Raw genomic sequence first — 17,159 nt, 5'->3', positions numbered from 1 at the left:
AAGACAAAGTCTGTAAACAGCGCTAACAAGACATCTGGACCCGCCGTTGCGCCGGGTGCATGCTGTCCGGCGCCACGGGTGAAGGCATTTCGCCTTCCCTCGCGGCACTTTGGCGAGCCCGCACTTGTCATAGCATCGGTATCCCCTCAGCCCGACATCCTGCAAAGGGACTTGAACCTCATGCTCCGTTTCCGCCTCGCTGCCTTCCTGGGCAGCCTGCTACTGAGTGCCCCGCTGTGGGCGGCCGATATAGAGGCCGCCGGCTATGGCTTCCCGCTGACCAACCCGTTCGAAGCCACCATCGCCACCACCCCGCCGGAGCTGCGCCCGGACCTGCCCGCCGATGACGACATCGACCAGGCCGACTACGACCTCAAGCTGCGCCCCGAGCGCGAGTTCAAGCTGCCGGACAACTTCTGGCCGGTGAAGACCCTGCGCTACCGCCTGGCCCGGCAGGATCACCCCGCCCCGCTGATCTTCATCATCGCCGGCACCGGTGCGCACTACTCCAGCACCCTCACCGAGTACCTGAAGCGGCTGTTCTATGGCGCCGGCTTCCACGTGGTGCAGCTGTCCTCGCCCACCAGCTACGACTTCATGGCCGCCGCCTCGCGCTTCGCCACGCCGGGTCTTTCCAACGAGGACGCCGACGATCTCTACCGGGTGATGCAGGCCGTGCGCGCCCAGCATCCGAAGCTGCCGGTCACCGAGTACCACCTCACCGGCTACAGCCTTGGCGCCCTCAACGCCGCCTTCGTCAGCAAGCTCGACGAGACGCGCCGCAGCTTCAACTTCAAGCGCGTGCTGCTGCTCAACCCGCCGGTGAACCTGTACACCTCCATCAGCAACCTCGACCGCCTGGTACAGACCCGGGTCAAGGGCATCGACAACAACACCACCTTCTACCAGGTGGTGCTGGGCAAGCTGACCCGCTACTTCCAGCAGCGCGGCTACGTCGACCTCAACGACGCCCTGCTCTACGACTTCCAGCAATCCAAGCAGAAGCTCTCGGACGAGCAGATGGCGATGCTGATCGGCACCTCCTTCCGTTTCTCCTCCTCGGACATCGCCTTCACCTCGGACCTGATCAACCGCCGCGGCCTGATCACCCCGGTGAAGCTGCCGATCACCGAGGGCACCAGCCTCACGCCCTTCTTCAAGCGTGCATTGCAGTGCGACTTCGACTGCTACATCACCGAGCAGCTGATCCCCTTCTGGCGCGCCCGCTTCGATGGCGGCAGCCTGACCCAGCTGATCAACCAGGTGAGCCTGTACGCGCTGGAGGACTACCTGAAGCAGAGCCGGAAGATCGCCGTCATGCACAACGCCGACGACGTCATCCTCGGCCCCGGCGACCTGGGCTTCCTGCGCCGCACCTTCGGCGACCGCCTGACCGTCTACCCCCTGGGCGGCCACTGCGGCAACCTCAACTACCGCGTCAACAGCGACGCCATGCTGGAGTTCTTCCGTGGCTAAGCACGCCCTCCTCCTCGCCCTGCTGCTGGCCAGCGCCCCCCTTCTCGCCGATGAGCGCCAGGAGCCGGACGGCTTCACCGAGCCGCTCCAGCGGCTGCAGTTCAACCCCGGGCTCGACCAGCGCGAATTCGAGCGCTCCACCTTCGATGCCCTGGAGGTGTACGACCCGCTGGAGTCCTGGAACCGGCGCGTGTACCACTTCAACTACCGCTTCGACCAATGGGTGTTCCTGCCCGTGGTGCGCGGCTACACCTACGTCACCCCCGGCTTCGTGCGCAGCGGCGTGAGCAACTTCTTCAGCAACCTCGGGGACGTGCCCAACCTGCTCAACAGCCTGTTGCAGTTCAAGGGCCAGCGTTCGATGGAGGTCACCGGCCGCCTGCTGCTCAACACCACCCTCGGCGTGGCCGGGCTCTGGGACCCGGCCACGATGATGGGCCTGCCCAAGCAGAGCGAGGACTTCGGCCAGACCCTGGGCTTCTACGGCCTCGGTGCCGGGCCCTACCTGATGCTGCCGATCCTCGGCCCCTCCAACCTGCGCGACACCGGCGGCCTGGTGGTGGACTTCGTGGCAGACAACCAGATCAACTTCCTCAACGTGCCCGAGGTCAGCCGCGACCACCCGGAGATCAGCCTGCTGCGGGCGGTGGACAAGCGCTACACCACGAGCTTCCGCTACGGCCAGCTCAACTCACCCTTCGAGTACGAGAAGATCCGCTACGTCTATACCGAGTCGCGCAAGCTGCAGATCGCCGAGTGACAGTGGCGCTGCAGGCCGGGTGAAGCCGGCCTGCAGCGGCTAAAACCCATCCAGAGATTCGATCAGAAACACGCAAAATCACGCACCATTCATCCGATTCCTTGGATTAGCATCGCCTCATCCATTTCCAAGGAGGCCCCATGAGCACCTACCGCCAGATCATCGAACAACGCCCCGGCCAGCCCGCTTCCGATGGCGCCGGGGTCAACCTGATCCGCGTCTTCGCCGAACAGGGCATCCCGCGCTTCGACCCCTTCCTGATGCTCGACGAATTCGGCTCGGCCAACCCGGACGACTACGTCGCGGGCTTCCCGCCCCACCCCCACCGCGGCTTCGAGACCATCACCTACATGATCGAGGGGCGCATGCGCCACGAGGATCACCTGGGCAACGTCGGCCTGCTGGAGAACGGCGGCGTGCAGTGGATGACCGCCGCGCGCGGCATCATCCACAGCGAGATGCCGGAGCAGGAGGAAGGCGTGATGCGCGGCTTCCAGATCTGGCTCAACCTGCCGGGCAAGGACAAGCTGGGTGACCCGGGCTACCGGGACTTCGCCCCGAAGGAGATCCCGCGCCTGCGCACCGCAGGCGGCGTCGATGCCCTGGTGATCGCCGGGCGCTTCGACGACGGCGATGTGCTGCAGGACGGCGCCGTGCAACGCCCGCACACCGATCCCCAACTCTTCGACCTGCAACTGCAGGCCGGCGGACGCGTGGCCCCGCGCCTGGCGGATGGCTTGCGGGTGATGCTCTACGTCTACGAGGGCGAGGTGCACGTCAACGGCAACCCGGTCACCAGGGGTCGCCTGGTGCGCCTGTCCGAGCGGGGTGCAGTGGAACTGGCCAGCGCCGGGGGCGCCCGGGTGCTGCTGCTCGCCGGCCGCCCGCTGGGGGAACCCATCGTGCAGTACGGCCCCTTCGTGATGAACACCCGCGAGGAGATCGAGCAGGCCCTGCGCGATTACCGCGATGGCCGTCTGGCGAGCTAGTAGATCCCCTCCACCGGAGACGCCGACATGGCTCCCAGGCCGAGGAACGCCTGCAGTTCGGCCTTTTGCGCCATGGCGTCCTGGTAGCCCAGTTCGATCAGCTCGTTGCAATAGCCGGGCTCGAACAGCAGGTAGCTGATCACCCCGGCGCCGCTGGCCTTGGTCGCCCCGGGCCCACGCAGGAAGGTGCGGATCGCCCGTGGCATTTCCCTCCGATGGCGCGCGGCGATGGTGTCCAGCGGCTGGCTCGGCGAGATCACCAGCACCTCCACCGGCTTCAGGCCGAGGTTGCGCGGGCGCAGACCGGCAGGAATCGCCTCGCTCAACTGGTTGATGCGCTCGAGCAGTTCGATGTCGCTTTCCAGGTTGTCGATGAAGGTGCTGTTGAGCATGTGCCCGCCGATCTGCGCCAGGCTCGGCGGATTGCCGGTGTTGGCACGGACCACGCCATCGTTGACGTTGCCCACCCGTGGGTTGCCGCTCACCCCCACCACCAGGATGCGATTGGCCCCCAGGTGCAATGCCGGGCTGATGGGCGCCGACTGGCGCACGGCACCGTCGCCGAAGTATTCGCGGTTGATCCGTACCGGCGGAAACATCAATGGGATGGCAGCGCTGGCCAGCAGGTGGTCCAGGCCCAGGCGGGTCGGCACGCCGACACGGCGGTGGCGGAACCAGGGGTCGATGGTGGCGCGCCCCTGGTAGAAGGTCACCGCCTGGCCGGACTCGTAGCCGAAGGCCGTCACCGCTACCGCCCGCAGCTGACGCAGGCGCACGGCGGCGGCGATGCCGGTGAAGTCCAGCTCACGCTCCAGCAGGCCGCGCAGGGGGGTGTTGTCCAGCAGTGCCACCGGTGCGTGGCGGTTCATCCCCAACAGGCTGTGACCGAGGAAGCGCGCACTCTGGCGCAGTACACCGGGCCAGTCGCTGCGGTACACCTGGTGGGTGTGGAAGCCCTGCCAGACGGCGGTGAGGCGACGGATCGCCTCGCTGAAATGCAGGGCACCGCAGGCCAGGCCCACGGCGTTGATGGCGCCGGCGGAGGTGCCGACTATCACCGGGAAGGGGTTGTGCATGGCATCGGGCAGCAGGTCGGCGATGGCCGCCAGCACGCCCACCTGGTAGGCCGCTCGCGCACCGCCGCCCGAGAGGATGAGACCGGTCACGGGCTTGGCTGCGGCGAGTTCACTCATGGAGGGCTTCCGAGGTTTTTTCGCGAGTATAGGGCCCGCGTGCAGGCGGCGCTGGTCAGTAGAGCTTCGGCTCGCCTTCCGGCCGGGTCTTGAAGCGGCGATGGGCCCAGAGGTACTGCTCGGGCAGGCGGCTCACCGCCTGCTCGATCCACTGGTTGATGCGCAGGCAATCGGCTTCCTCGCTCTCGCCGGGGAAATCGGCCAGCGGCGGGTGGATCACCAGGCGGTAGCCGGAGCCGTCGGCCAGGCGCTCCTGGGTGAAGGGCAGCACGCGCGCGCGACCCAGGCGGGCGAACTTGGTGGTGGCGGTGACGGTGGCGGCGGTGATGCCGAACAGCGGCACGAACAGGCTCTGCTTGCGGCCGTAGTCCTGGTCCGGCGCATACCAGATGGCACGGCCGGCTCGCAGCACCTTGAGCATGGCACGCACGTCCTCGCGCTCGATGGCCGTGGCGTCGAGGTTGTGGCGCTCACGCCCCTGGCGCTGGACGAAGTCGAACAACGGGTTCTTGTGCTCGCGGTACATGCCGTCGATGGTGTGCACCTGGCCGAGCAGCGCGGCGCCGATCTCCAGGGTGGTGAAGTGCAGCGCCATGAGGATCACGCCCTGGCCTTCCGCCTGGGCCTGGCGCAAGTGCTCAAGGCCTTCTATATGGGCGAGCTTGCGCAAGCGCGCGGCCGGCCACCACCAGCTCATGGCCATCTCGAAGAAGGCGATGCCGGTGGAGGCGAAGTTCTCCCTGAGCAGGCGCTCGCGCTCGGCAATGGACAACGCGGGGAAACACAGCTCCAGGTTGCGCCGGACGATGTGTCGACGCGAACCGGCGACCCGCTGCATCAGTGCGCCCAGGACCCGACCCAGTCGCAACAGGACGGGGTACGGCAGCTGGACGATCAGCCACAGCACCGCCAGGCCCAGCCACAGGGGCCAGAAGCGCGGGTGGAGGAAGGCAGCGCGGAAGCGGGGACGTTGCATCGGTGGGTCCGTAGGGCTGTGTGGGCAAAAGCCCGCATTCTACAGAATTAGCCGTCGGCCGGCGCCCATCCCGGGCCGCGCTTCTTGCGACGGCCCGGCGATCTCGCTATAAGTCCTGCCCACCTGACCCTGCAGAACGACCATGAGCCAAGCTGACCTCCTCGACCAAGATCCCGTGTTCCAGCTCAAGGGCAGCATGCTCGCCATCACCGTGATGGAACTGGCGCACAACGACCTCGAACGCCTCGACCGGCAACTGGCCGAAAAGGTCGCCCAGGCCCCCAACTTCTTCCAGAACACCCCGCTGGTGATGGCCCTGGACAAGCTGCCGGCCAGTGAAGGCCAGCTGGACCTGGTCGCCCTCCTCGACGTCTGCCGCCGGCACGGCCTGCGCACCCTGGCCATTCGCGCCAACCGCGACCAGGACATCGCCGCCGCCAACGCCCTCGACATCCCCGTGCTGCCGCCCTCAGGCGCCCGCGAACGGGTCATCGACCCGGTGGAGCCGGGCGCGAAGAAGGTCGAGAAGGCCCCGGAAAAACCCGCCGAGCCCGTGAGCCGACCGACCAAGGTGGTGACCACCCCGGTGCGCGGCGGCCAGCAGATCTACGCCCCCGGCGGCGACCTGGTGGTGGTCGCCCCCGTGAGCCCCGGCGCGGAACTTCTCGCCGACGGCAACATCCATGTGTACGGTCCCATGCGCGGCAGGGCGCTGGCCGGCATCAAGGGCGACACCAAGGCCCGGATTTTCTGCCAGCAACTGGCCGCCGAACTGGTCTCGGTGGCCGGCCAGTACAAGGTCGCCGAAGACCTCCGCCGCGAGCCGCTCTGGGGGCATTCGGTGCAGGTCAGCCTGTCGGGAGACGTGTTGAACATCACCCGTCTTTAACGGATACTGCCGCGAATTTTCAGGGACCTGAACGGGAGCCAGGACGGCCGATCAAAGGCCTGCAAGTTCCCGATTTTCTTATTATTTGGGGTGAATCACCTTGGCCAAGATCCTCGTTGTCACGTCCGGCAAGGGTGGCGTGGGCAAAACCACCACCAGCGCCGCCATCGGCACCGGCCTCGCTCTGCGCGGGCACAAAACCGTCATCGTCGACTTCGACGTCGGCCTGCGTAATCTCGACCTCATCATGGGCTGCGAACGCCGCGTGGTGTACGACTTCGTCAACGTCATCAACGGCGAAGCGACCCTGACCCAGGCACTGATCAAGGACAAGCGCCTCGAGAACCTCTACGTCCTGGCCGCCAGCCAGACCCGCGACAAGGACGCGCTGACCCTCGAAGGCGTCGGCAAGGTCATCGAAGAACTGGCGCAGAACTTCGAATACGTCGTCTGCGACTCCCCCGCCGGCATCGAGAAAGGTGCCCACCTGGCCATGTACTACGCCGATGAGGCGATCGTCGTGACCAACCCGGAAGTCTCCTCGGTACGCGACTCCGACCGCATGCTCGGCCTGCTGGCCAGCAAGTCGCGCCGCGCCGAGAAGGGCGAGGACCCGATCAAGGAGCGCTTGCTGCTCACCCGCTACAACCCGGAGCGCGTCACCAAGGGCGAAATGCTCGGTGTCGAGGACGTCGAGGAAATTCTCGCCATCCACCTGCTCGGTGTCATCCCGGAATCCCAGGCGGTGCTCAAGGCATCCAACCAGGGGGTTCCGGTCATCCTCGACGAGCAGAGCGACGCCGGCCAGGCGTACAGTGATGCTGTCGATCGCCTGCTCGGCAAGGAACTGCCCCACCGGTTCCTCGACGTTCAGAAGAAAGGACTCTTGCAACGCCTTTTTGGAGGCCGTGAATGAATATTCTTGACTTCTTTCGCGAGCGGAAGAAGCAGAACAGCGCTTCGATCGCTAAAGAACGACTCCAGATCATCGTCGCCCACGAGCGCGGCCAGCGCAGCCAGCCGGACTACCTCCCGGCCCTGCAGAAGGAACTGGTCGAGGTGATCCGCAAGTACGTCAACATCGACCAGGACCAGGTCCAGGTCATGCTCGAGGACCAGGGCAACTGCTCCATCCTCGAGTTGAACATCACCCTGCCCGATCGCTGATCGGGTTGCGGTGCCAGACGGCGGCCTCGGCCGCCGTCGTCATTTCCGGAACAGACCCATGCCCCTCTCGCAGATCCAGATACTCCACCAGGACCCGGCCTTCCTGGTCATCAACAAGCCGACCCTGCTGCTTTCCGTGCCGGGCCGCGCCGATGACAACAAGGACTGCCTGATCACCCGCCTGCAGGAGAACGGCTACCCGGAAGCCCTCATCGTCCACCGCCTGGACTGGGAGACCTCGGGCATCATCCTCCTGGCCCGCGACCCCGACAGCCACCGCGAGCTGTCCCGCCAGTTCCACGACCGCGAGACCGAGAAGGCCTACACCGCACTCTGCTGGGGCCAGCCCGAACAGGACAGCGGCCGTATCGAACTGCCCCTGCGCTACGACCCGCCGACCAAGCCGCGCCATGTCGTCGACCACGAGCAGGGCCGCCACGCCCTGACCTTCTGGCGCGTGCTGGAGCGTTGCGGCAACCACTGCCGCGTCGAGCTGACCCCCATCACCGGCCGCTCCCACCAGTTGCGCGTGCACATGCTCTCCATCGGCCACCCATTGCTGGGCGACCGCCTCTACGCCCATGAAGACGCGCTGGCGGCCCACGAACGCCTGTGCCTGCACGCCAGCATGCTCGCCTTCAGCCACCCGGTGACCGGCGAGCGCCTGCGCTTCGAATGCCCGGCGCCGTTCTGAGACGATGACCGACAGCCTCTACTACGAGCGCACCCAGGGCGCCCCGCCCTGGCCGGCGTTGCTGATGGCCATCCAAGCCCTCGGCCGCCCGGCTACACGCGGCATCGACCTGGGCTGCGGCGCGGGTCGCGACACCCTGGAAATGCTTCGCCGTGGCTGGAACGTGCTGGCCATCGACCGCGCCCCCGAAGCCATCGAGCGCCTGCTCGGCCAGGTGTCGCCCGAGCAACTGCCCCGCCTGCAGCCGCTCTGCGCCCGTTTCGAGGACTGCGAGCTGCCGCCCGCCGACATCGTCAACAGCGCCTTCGCCCTGCCCTTCTGCAACCCCGATGCCTTCCCCGCCCTGTGGCAGCGCATCGATGGCGCCCTCGCAGGCGGCGGCCTCTTCTGCGGCAACCTCTTTGGCGAACGAGACGACTGGGCCGGCCCCGACCTGACCATCCTCGGCGAAGACGAGGTACGCGGCCTGTTCAACGGCTGGGAGCTGCTGCACTTCGAGGTGATCGACCGCGAAGGCTCCACGGCCCGGGGACGCACCAAGCGCTGGCACCTGTTCTCGGTGGTCGCACGGCACCCCTGAAGCCTGGCCCGGCCGACACTATGGCCGCCTTAGTGAAAATTCACCGCCCTGCGCCTCCTAATCATCGAGCCCGATGCGATAAACTCCGGCCCACTGCCGCCTGGAGTCCGTTATGCGCGAAGAGTTGAACCAGGGCCTGATCGATTTCCTCAAGGCCTCCCCCACCCCCTTCCATGCCGCCCGCAGCCTGGCCCAGCGCCTGGAAGCCGCGGGCTATGTGCACCTCGACGAGCGCGACGCCTGGCGTGCCGAGGCCGGTGGGCGCTACTACGTGACCCGCAACGATTCCTCGCTGATCGCCATCAAGCTGGGCAGGCGCCCGATGCTCGACGGCGGCCTGCGCCTGGTCGGAGCCCACACCGACAGCCCCTGCCTGCGCGTGAAACCCAACCCCGAACTGCATCGCCAGGGCTTCTGGCAGCTGGGCGTCGAAGTCTATGGCGGAGCCCTGCTGGCCCCCTGGTTCGACCGCGACCTCTCGCTCGCGGGCCGCGTCACCTACCGCGCCGCCGGCAAGGTGGAAAGCCAGTTGGTGGACTTCCAGGTGCCCATCGCCGTGATCCCCAACCTGGCCATCCACCTCAACCGCGAGGCCAACCAGGGCTGGGCGATCAACCCGCAGACCGAGCTGCCGCCGATCCTGGCCCAGCTGGCCACCGGCGAGACCCGCGAATTCCGCGACCTGCTGGCCGAACAACTGACGCTGGAACACGGCGTCAACGCGGATGCGGTGCTGGACTACGAACTGAGCTTCTACGACACCCAGAGCGCCGCCGTGATCGGCCTCGGCGGCGATTTCATCGCCGGGGCGCGCCTGGACAACCTGCTTTCCTGCTACGCCGGCCTGCAGGCCCTGCTGGCCGCCGAGGGCGACGAGAGCTGCGTGCTGGTGTGCACCGACCACGAGGAAGTGGGCTCCTGCTCCGCCTGTGGCGCCGACGGCCCCTTCCTGGAGCAGGTGCTGCGCCGCCTGATGCCCGAAGGCGATGCGTTCGCCCGGACCATCCAGCGGTCCTTGCTGGTTTCCGCCGACAACGCCCACGGCGTGCACCCCAACTACGCCGACAAGCACGACGGCAACCACGGGCCCAAGCTCAACGCCGGTCCGGTGATCAAGATCAACAGCAACCAGCGCTACGCCACCAACAGCGAAACCGCCGGCTTCTTCCGCCACCTGTGCCTGGAAAACGAAGTGCCGGTGCAAAGCTTCGTCACCCGCAGCGACATGGGTTGCGGCTCCACCATCGGCCCGATCACCGCCAGCCAGCTGGGCGTGCGCACCGTGGACATCGGCCTGCCGACCTTCGCCATGCACTCCATCCGCGAACTGGCCGGCAGCCATGACCTCGCCCACCTGGTGAAGGTGCTGGCCGCCTTCTACTCCAGCCACGACCTGCCTTGAACGGAGACAGCCGCATGCTCAGCCATATCCGCAACAGCCTCGAGGAAGCCCGGTCGGCGCTGGACAGCTTCATCGCCGACGAGCACGCCCTGCGCAACATCGAGCGCGCGGCGGAACTGCTGGTGGAAAGCTTCGAGAACAAGGGCAAGGCATTCTCCTGCGGCAATGGCGGCTCCATGTGCGACGCCATGCACTTCGCCGAGGAGCTGACCGGGCGCTACCGCAAGAACCGCCCGGGCATCGCCGCCATCTCCATCAGCGACGCCAGCCATATCAGCTGCGTGGCCAACGACTTCGGCTACGACCACATCTTCTCGCGCTACATCGAGTCCCACGGCCGTGAAGGCGACGTGCTGCTGGCCTTCAGCACCAGCGGCAAGAGCCCCAACGTGATCAAGGCCGCCGAGGCCGCCAAGGCGCTGGGGGTGAAGGTCATCGCCCTCACCGGCAAGCCCGGCTCGCTGCTCGAAGGCCTCGCCGACGTGTGCATCTGCGCCCCCGGCGGCGATTTCGCCGACCGCGTGCAGGAGCTGCACATCAAGGTGGTGCACATCCTCATCGAGCTGGTGGAACGCAAGCTCGCGCCTGAAAATTACGTCTAGAAGCAGCGGCAAGCGACAAGCTTCAAGCGGCAAGAACGATCGTGCAGGGGCGAATTCATTCGCCCAGCAAACCCGCCCTCCCCTCCGGTTCCCGGGCTGAAGCCCGGGCTACCCTGCTGCAACCTCCCCTTCGCTCCACCACTTGCAGCTTGAAACTTGCCGCTTGCAGCTGCCCTTATTCCGGCACCTCGACACTGACGTGAATCGCATCGTGCCGCCAGAACTCCAGGTCGCAGTCGATCAACCGTCCGTGCTGGTCGCGGTTGACGCGGGTGATGCGCAGCGCCGGGCTGCCGGGGGCGACCTTCAGGGTCGAGGCGGCCTCCGGGTGCAGCGCCGTCGGCACCATGTCGAAGCGCACGCGGCCGTAGCGGATGCCGTACTCGCTGCCATAGAGGTCGGTCAATGAGCGGGTCAGGTCGAATTCGAGGATGCCTGGGAAGTACTGCGGGTTGAGGTAGTGCTCGACGTAGAGCACCAGGCGCCCGTCGATGCGCCGTGCGCGGCGGATCTGGTAGACGCTCGACAGTGCCGGCAGCTCCAGCAGCTCGCAGATCTCCACGGTGGCCGGCATCAGCCGCGCGCTCAGCACTTCGGTGGCCGGCACCCGGCCCTGTTCGCCGACCATGGCGTGGAAGTGGCTGCGGATCAGCGGGTTGTAGGCCACCCGCGGCGGCGAGACGAACCAGCCACGACGCTCCTCGCGGTAGATCAGCCCCTGCGCCTCCAACTGGCCGAGCGCCTCGCGCAGGGTGATGCGGGTGGTGTCGAACAGCTCGCTCAACTTGCGTTCGGCCGGCAGCTTGCCACCCAGGGGCAGCAGGCCGTGCTCGATCTGCTCCTGCAGTGCGCGGCAGATGGCGGTAACGGTACGGGGCGCCTCATCGCGCATCGAAAGACTCCAATCTGGAATAGACCAGCACCATAAAAGTGCGACGCTGGCGGTGGTGTGACCATGCTATGCAGCCTAGATGACTGTCCCGTGACAGCACGCGTGACTTGCATGCCGCATGCCAGCGCCCCCTTGTGACGCCCGCCGCATAGGACCTCCGGCCATGGTCTACGCTTGCTGTCGCCACAAGAACGGGGCCCGCGGCATCGCGCGGTGCAATCAAACCGTCATCTAGGGCCTTTAGATTGGCCTGGTTGTTGCTGATCTAGACCAATACCCCACCCTGCTAAGGAGCTTCATATGAAACGCCTGCTGCTGGCTTCACTGATTGGAACCACCCTGGCCCTGAGCACCCAGGCCATGGCGGATGACGCTGCGCTCAAGACCCTCGAAGAGGCCGCCCGCAAGGAAGGCGCGGTGAACAGCGTGGGCATGCCCGACAGCTGGGCGAACTGGAAAGACACCTGGGTCGACCTGGAGAAGAAGTACGGCCTCAAGCACATGGACACCGACATGAGCTCGGCGCAGGAAATCGCCAAGTTCGCGGCCGAGAAGGACAACGCCACCGCCGACATCGGCGACGTCGGCGCAGCCTTCGGCCCCATCGCCACCCAGCAGGGCGTCACCCAGCCTTACAAGCCGAGCACCTGGGAGCAGGTCCCCGAATGGGCCAAGGACAAGGATGGCCACTGGGCCCTCGCCTACACCGGCTCCATCGCCTTCATCATCAACAAGCAGCTGGTGAAGGAGCCGCCGAAATCCTGGGCCGACCTGGAGAAAGGCAAGTACAAGGTCGCCATCGGTGACGTCAGCGCCGCCGCCCAGGCGGTCAACGGCGTCCTCGCTGCCGCCATCGCCAAGGGCGGTGACGAGAAGAACATCCAGCCGGGCCTGGACCTCTTCGCCAAGATCGCCGAGCAGGGCCGCCTGTCCCTGTCCAACCCGACCATCCAGACCCTGGAGAAGGGTGAAGTGGAAGTCGGCATCGTCTGGGACTTCAACGGCCTGTCCTACCGCGACCAGATCGACCCCAGCCGCTTCGAGGTGCTGATCCCCTCCGACGGTTCGGTGATCTCCGGCTACACCACCATCATCAACAAGTACGCCAAGCACCCGAACGCCGCCAAGCTGGCCCGCGAGTACATCTTCAGCGATGCCGGCCAGATCAACCTGGCCAAGGGCAACGCCCGTCCGATCCGCGCCGAGCACCTGACCCTGCCGGCCGAGGTGCAGGCCAAGCTGCTGCCCAACGAGCAGTACGCCAAGGTCAAGCCGATCAAGGACGCCAAGGCCTGGGAAGAAACCTCCAAGGCACTGCCGGGCCTGTGGCAGGAAAACGTCATCATCAACATGGAATAACGAGCGACAACCGGGCGCCGGCCTCTGCCGGCGCCTCGTCGCTTCCGGGGCCCGCCCATGAACCGAAAAGCCATACTGGTCCTGCTCGACGGCCTCGGCCATAGCGTCGCCCGTCACGCGATGGGCCACCTGCACGCTTACTGCGCCGCCGGCCGGGCCGCCTACTACCGGCTCGAATGCGAGCTGCCCGCGCTGTCCCGCCCGCTCTACGAATGCATTCTCACCGGGGTGCCGCCCATCGACAGCGGCATCGTGCACAACGACGTCGCGCGCCTGTCCAACCAGCGCAGCGTCTTCCACTACGCCCGCGCTGCCGGCCGCAGCACTGCCGCCGCCGCGTACCACTGGGTCAGCGAGCTGTACAACCGCAGCCCCTTCGACCCCGCCCGCGACCGCCACACCGAAGCACCCGAGCTGCCCATCCAGCACGGCCACTTCTACTGGGCGGACCACTACCCGGACGCGCACCTGTTCGCCGATGCCGAGAGCCTGCGCCTGCGCCACACGCCGGACCTGCTGCTGGTGCACCCGATGAACATCGACGACGCCGGCCACAAGCACGGCCTCGACACCCCGCAATACCGCAATGCCGCGCGCATGGCCGACGTGATCCTCGCCGAATACCTGCAACGCTGGCTCGACGCCGGCTACCAGGTGCTGGTGACCGCCGACCACGGCATGAACACCGACCGCTCCCACAACGGCCTGCTGCCGGAGGAGCGCGAGGTGCCGCTGTTCGTCCTCGGTGACGCCTTCAGCCTCGATACCGGCGCGCAACCGAAACAGACCGAGCTCTGCGGCACCCTCTGCGAGCTGCTCGGCGTGCCCCACGACAAACCCTTCTGCCGGGAGCTGTTGAAGTGAATTCAGCCCACCGCGGCAAATGGCTGGCCCTGCTGTGCCTGCTGCCATTCGCCCTCTTCTTCGTCGCCTTCCAGATCGCCCCGCTGGCGTGGGTGGCGATCAACAGCCTGAACAGCCCCGAAGGCTGGGGCCTGGGCAACTACGCCAAGGTGTTCGCCTCGAAGTTCTACCTGCAGGCGATCAAGCACAGCCTGCAGATCGCCTTCTGGTCGAGCCTGATCGGCATCCTCATCGCCATCCTCGGCAGCTACTCGCTGCGCCAGGTGGACAGCCGCCTGCGCGACTTCGTCATGGCCTTCTCCAACATGACCAGCAACTTCGCCGGCGTGCCCCTGGCCTTCGCCTTCGTCATCCTGCTGGGCTTCAACGGCGCGCTGACCCTGCTGCTCAAGCAGAGCGGGCTGATCGAGGACTTCAACCTCTACTCCAAGACCGGCCTGATCGTGCTCTACACCTACTTCCAGATCCCCCTCGGCGTGCTGCTGCTCTACCCCGCCTTCGACGCCCTGCGCGAGGACTGGCGCGAATCCGCCTCGCTGCTCGGTGCCAGCACCTGGGACTTCTGGCGGCACATCGGCCTGCCGGTGCTGACCCCGGCACTGCTGGGCACCTTCATCATCCTGCTGGCCAACGCCCTGGGTGCCTACGCCACCGTCTACGCCCTGACCACCGGCAACTTCAACGTGCTGCCGATCCGCATCGCCGCCATGGTCGCCGGCGACATCGCGCTCAACCCCAACCTCGCCAGCGCCCTGGCCATGGTGCTGGTGGGCCTGATGGCGCTGATCACCATCGTCCACCAGTGGCTGCTGAAGAGGAGCTACCATGTCGCGCGCTGAAGCCCCTGCCGCCAGCCTCTACCACCGCATCGTGGTCTGGCTGCTGTTCCTGATCCTGCTGCTGCCGCTGGCCGGCACCCTGCTCTACTCGCTGTCCACCAGCTGGTCGGCGACCATCCTTCCCGACGGCCTGACCCTCAAGTGGTACCTGGCGCTGTGGAGCGACGCCCGCTTCCTCACCGCCTTCGGCCAGTCGCTGCTGGTGTGCTTCGGCGCCCTGGCGCTGTCGGTGGTGCTGATCCTGCCGCTGCTGTTCGTGGTGCACTACCACTTCCCCAAGCTGGACGCGCTGATGAACATCCTCATCCTGCTGCCCTTCGCGGTGCCGCCGGTGGTGTCCTCGGTGGGCCTGCTGCAGCTCTACGGCTCGGGCCCGCTGGCCATGGTCGGCACGCCGTGGATCCTGATCGGCTGCTACTTCACCGTGGCGCTGCCGTTCATGTACCGGGCCATCACCAACAACCTCCAGGCGATCAACCTGCGCGATCTGATGGACGCCGCGCACCTGCTGGGCGCCAGCACCTGGAAGGCCGCGCTGCTGGTGGTGCTGCCCAACCTGCGCAAGGGCCTGATGGTCTCGCTGTTCCTGTCGTTCTCCTTCCTGTTCGGCGAGTTCGTCTTCGCCAACCTGCTGGTGGGCACGCGCTACGAGACCCTGCAGGTCTACCTGAACAACATGAAGAACAGCAGCGGCCACTTCAACAGCGCCCTGGTGATCTCCTACTTCTTCTTCGTGCTGCTGTTCACCTGGGCAGCCAACCGCCTGAACAAGGACAAGACATGAGCTTCCTGAGCATCCGGGGCCTGCACAAGCATTACGGCTCGACCCCCATCTTCAGCGACATCGACTGTGAGATCGGCCAGGGCGAGTTCGTCACCCTGCTCGGCCCTTCCGGCTGCGGCAAGTCCACCCTGCTGCGCTGCATCGCCGGCCTCACCGAGGTCAACGGCGGGCAGATCCTCCTCGACGGCCAGGACCTGGTGCCGCTGGCGCCGCAGAAGCGCGGCATCGGCATGGTGTTCCAGAGCTATGCGCTGTTCCCCAACATGACCGCCGCGCAGAACGTCGCCTTCGGCCTGCGCATGCAGAAGACCAGCAAGGAAGACAGCGCCCGCCGCGTGCAGGAGGCGCTGGCCATGGTCGAGCTGGACACGTACGCCGACCGCTACCCGCACCAGCTCTCCGGTGGCCAGTGCCAGCGCGTGGCCCTGGCCCGCTCCCTGGTCACCCGCCCGCGCCTGCTGCTGCTCGACGAACCGCTCTCGGCCCTCGACGCACGCATTCGCAAGCATCTGCGCGAGCAGATCCGCAGCATCCAGCAGGAGCTGGGGCTGACCACTATCTTCGTCACCCACGACCAGGAGGAGGCGCTGACCCTGTCCGACCGCATCTTCCTGATGAACGCCGGGCGCATCATCCAGAGCGGCGACGCCGAGACCCTCTACACCGCCCCGGTGGACGCCTTCGCCGCCGGTTTCATCGGCAACTACAACCTGCTGGAGGCCGAAGACGCGACGCGCCTGCTGGCGCGCCCGATAGCCAGCCGTGTCGCCATCCGCCCGGAAGCCATCTCGCTGAGCCGCGACGGTGCCATCGAAGCACACGTACGCGGCCACAGCCTGCTGGGCAACGTCATCCGCTACCGCGTGGAAGCACGGGGCGTGGAACTGGTGGTGGATGTGCTCAACCGCAGCGCCGACGACCTGCATGGCACGGGCCAGCGCATCGGCCTTGCCATCGATGACAGCGCGATCCGGGAGGTGGCGTGATGACCCTGGCGATATTCGATCTCGACGACACCCTGATCGACGGCGACTGCGCCAGCCTGTGGAGCGAGCACATGGCCGCCATCGGCTGGGTGGACGGCGAATCCTTCGTCAGGAAGGACCACGAGCTCATGGCCCTCTATGCCGAGGGCAAGCTGGCGATGGAGGACTACATGGCCTTCAGCCTGTCGCCCCTGGTGGGTCGCACGCCCGAGGAGGTGGCCTTCGTCGTCGAGCCCTTCGTCGAGGACGTGATCGAGCCGATCTTCCACAGCGACGCCACCCGCTGCCTGGCCAGCCACCGCGAGGCCGGCGACCGCATCCTGGTGATCTCCGCCTCGGCGCATTTCCTCGTCAGCGCCATCGCCGCACGGCTGAAGATCGACGAAGTGCTGGCCATCGACCTGGAAGAGCAACACGGCCACTACAGCGGCAACACCCGTGGCGTGCTCACCTACCGCGAAGGCAAGGTCACCCGCCTGCACGAGTGGCTGGCGGCCGAGGGCGAAAGCCTCGACGGCGCCTATTTCTACTCCGACTCACGCAACGACTTGCCGCTGCTCAAACTGGTCAGCAACCCCCGCGTGGTCAACCCCGACCCGGCCCTGCGCGAACACGCCGAACAGGCCGGCTGGCCGATCCTCGAATGGCGCTGACTCCACCCGCCCTGCGACATGCCGTAGGGCGGGTGAAACCCGCGTGCCTGGTTT

Annotated in this window: 19 protein-coding genes; 16 read left to right on the top strand and 3 right to left on the bottom strand. The window is 66.6% G+C overall.

The features are described from left to right. The first annotated feature begins 180 nt into the window (after positions 1-180). The 3 genes from ACYJSS_RS07530 (at position 181) to ACYJSS_RS07520 (ending at position 3,225) form a co-directional block, all read left to right on the top strand. Positions 181-1,476, top strand: a complete 1,296-nt coding sequence (locus tag ACYJSS_RS07530; RefSeq protein ID WP_236204490.1) for an alpha/beta fold hydrolase family protein — start codon at positions 181-183, stop codon at positions 1,474-1,476. Next, complete coding sequence (locus ACYJSS_RS07525) at positions 1,469-2,236, top strand: MlaA family lipoprotein (RefSeq protein ID WP_111260475.1); 768 nt, start codon at positions 1,469-1,471, stop codon at positions 2,234-2,236. The genes ACYJSS_RS07530 and ACYJSS_RS07525 overlap by 8 nt, the downstream gene beginning before the upstream one ends. Before the next feature lie 140 nt (positions 2,237-2,376). Next, entirely contained in the window at positions 2,377-3,225 is an 849-nt protein-coding gene (locus tag ACYJSS_RS07520) for a pirin family protein (protein ID WP_111260474.1), read from the top strand. Here ACYJSS_RS07520 and ACYJSS_RS07515 read toward each other — a convergent pair. Both ACYJSS_RS07515 and ACYJSS_RS07510 read right to left on the bottom strand, forming a co-directional pair. Beyond that, a complete protein-coding gene (locus ACYJSS_RS07515; RefSeq protein WP_111260473.1) occupies positions 3,222-4,418 on the bottom strand; it encodes a patatin-like phospholipase family protein in 1,197 nt (398 codons plus the stop codon). The genes ACYJSS_RS07520 and ACYJSS_RS07515 overlap by 4 nt on opposite strands. Before the next feature lie 55 nt (positions 4,419-4,473). Further along, positions 4,474-5,394, bottom strand: coding sequence for a lipid A biosynthesis lauroyl acyltransferase (locus tag ACYJSS_RS07510; protein WP_111260472.1), 921 nt, complete (start codon positions 5,392-5,394; stop codon positions 4,474-4,476). Positions 5,395-5,536: 142 nt separating this feature from the next. Between ACYJSS_RS07510 and minC the strand changes: the two genes are divergently transcribed. From minC to lpcA, 7 genes are all read left to right on the top strand, one after another. Then, positions 5,537-6,283 carry a septum site-determining protein MinC gene (minC, locus tag ACYJSS_RS07505; protein WP_111260471.1) on the top strand — a complete coding sequence of 249 codons (747 nt, stop codon included), beginning with the start codon at positions 5,537-5,539 and terminating at the stop codon, positions 6,281-6,283. Positions 6,284-6,383: 100 nt separating this feature from the next. After that, positions 6,384-7,199: a septum site-determining protein MinD gene (gene minD / locus ACYJSS_RS07500; RefSeq protein ID WP_111260470.1), complete on the top strand. Its 816-nt coding sequence runs from the start codon at positions 6,384-6,386 to the stop codon at positions 7,197-7,199. After that, positions 7,196-7,450 carry a cell division topological specificity factor MinE gene (gene minE / locus ACYJSS_RS07495; RefSeq protein ID WP_069559735.1) on the top strand — a complete coding sequence of 85 codons (255 nt, stop codon included), beginning with the start codon at positions 7,196-7,198 and terminating at the stop codon, positions 7,448-7,450. Before minD ends, minE begins: the two co-directional genes overlap by 4 nt. Positions 7,451-7,508: 58 nt before the next feature. Next, complete coding sequence (locus ACYJSS_RS07490) at positions 7,509-8,144, top strand: RluA family pseudouridine synthase (protein WP_111260469.1); 636 nt, start codon at positions 7,509-7,511, stop codon at positions 8,142-8,144. 4 nt (positions 8,145-8,148) lie between these two features. After that, positions 8,149-8,724: a class I SAM-dependent methyltransferase gene (locus tag ACYJSS_RS07485; protein ID WP_111260468.1), complete on the top strand. Its 576-nt coding sequence runs from the start codon at positions 8,149-8,151 to the stop codon at positions 8,722-8,724. Positions 8,725-8,836: 112 nt separating this feature from the next. Next, entirely contained in the window at positions 8,837-10,126 is a 1,290-nt protein-coding gene (locus tag ACYJSS_RS07480) for a M18 family aminopeptidase (protein WP_111260467.1), read from the top strand. 14 nt (positions 10,127-10,140) lie between these two features. Next, positions 10,141-10,728, top strand: coding sequence for a D-sedoheptulose 7-phosphate isomerase (gene lpcA, locus ACYJSS_RS07475; protein ID WP_111260466.1), 588 nt, complete (start codon positions 10,141-10,143; stop codon positions 10,726-10,728). A gap of 175 nt (positions 10,729-10,903) precedes the next feature. On the opposite strand, the gene ACYJSS_RS07470 is transcribed toward lpcA, so the two are convergent. Then, positions 10,904-11,620, bottom strand: a complete 717-nt coding sequence (locus tag ACYJSS_RS07470) for a UTRA domain-containing protein (RefSeq protein WP_111260465.1) — start codon at positions 11,618-11,620, stop codon at positions 10,904-10,906. 300 nt (positions 11,621-11,920) lie between these two features. Between ACYJSS_RS07470 and ACYJSS_RS07465 the strand changes: the two genes are divergently transcribed. Genes ACYJSS_RS07465 through ACYJSS_RS07440 form a run of 6 tightly spaced genes read left to right on the top strand, consistent with a single transcriptional unit; the run spans position 11,921 to position 17,105 of the window. Then, positions 11,921-12,979, top strand: a complete 1,059-nt coding sequence (locus ACYJSS_RS07465) for an ABC transporter substrate-binding protein (protein WP_111260464.1) — start codon at positions 11,921-11,923, stop codon at positions 12,977-12,979. A 57-nt stretch (positions 12,980-13,036) separates the two neighbouring features. Then, positions 13,037-13,843 carry an alkaline phosphatase family protein gene (locus ACYJSS_RS07460; protein WP_236204491.1) on the top strand — a complete coding sequence of 269 codons (807 nt, stop codon included), beginning with the start codon at positions 13,037-13,039 and terminating at the stop codon, positions 13,841-13,843. Beyond that, positions 13,840-14,682: an ABC transporter permease gene (locus tag ACYJSS_RS07455; RefSeq protein ID WP_111260462.1), complete on the top strand. Its 843-nt coding sequence runs from the start codon at positions 13,840-13,842 to the stop codon at positions 14,680-14,682. The genes ACYJSS_RS07460 and ACYJSS_RS07455 overlap by 4 nt, the downstream gene beginning before the upstream one ends. Next, entirely contained in the window at positions 14,669-15,466 is a 798-nt protein-coding gene (locus tag ACYJSS_RS07450) for an ABC transporter permease (RefSeq protein WP_111260461.1), read from the top strand. Before ACYJSS_RS07455 ends, ACYJSS_RS07450 begins: the two co-directional genes overlap by 14 nt. Continuing rightward, positions 15,463-16,452: an ABC transporter ATP-binding protein gene (locus tag ACYJSS_RS07445; protein ID WP_236204492.1), complete on the top strand. Its 990-nt coding sequence runs from the start codon at positions 15,463-15,465 to the stop codon at positions 16,450-16,452. The genes ACYJSS_RS07450 and ACYJSS_RS07445 overlap by 4 nt, the downstream gene beginning before the upstream one ends. Further along, positions 16,452-17,105 (top strand): HAD family hydrolase, encoded by a 654-nt coding sequence (locus ACYJSS_RS07440; RefSeq protein ID WP_111260459.1) that lies wholly within the window; start codon positions 16,452-16,454, stop codon positions 17,103-17,105. The genes ACYJSS_RS07445 and ACYJSS_RS07440 overlap by 1 nt, the downstream gene beginning before the upstream one ends. Positions 17,106-17,159: the final 54 nt, after the last annotated feature.

It is taken from the genome of Pseudomonas sp. No.21 (assembly GCF_054558415.1).
The sequence above is the reverse complement of the archived record's forward strand: the minus strand, read 5'-3'. Positions and strand labels throughout refer to the sequence as shown.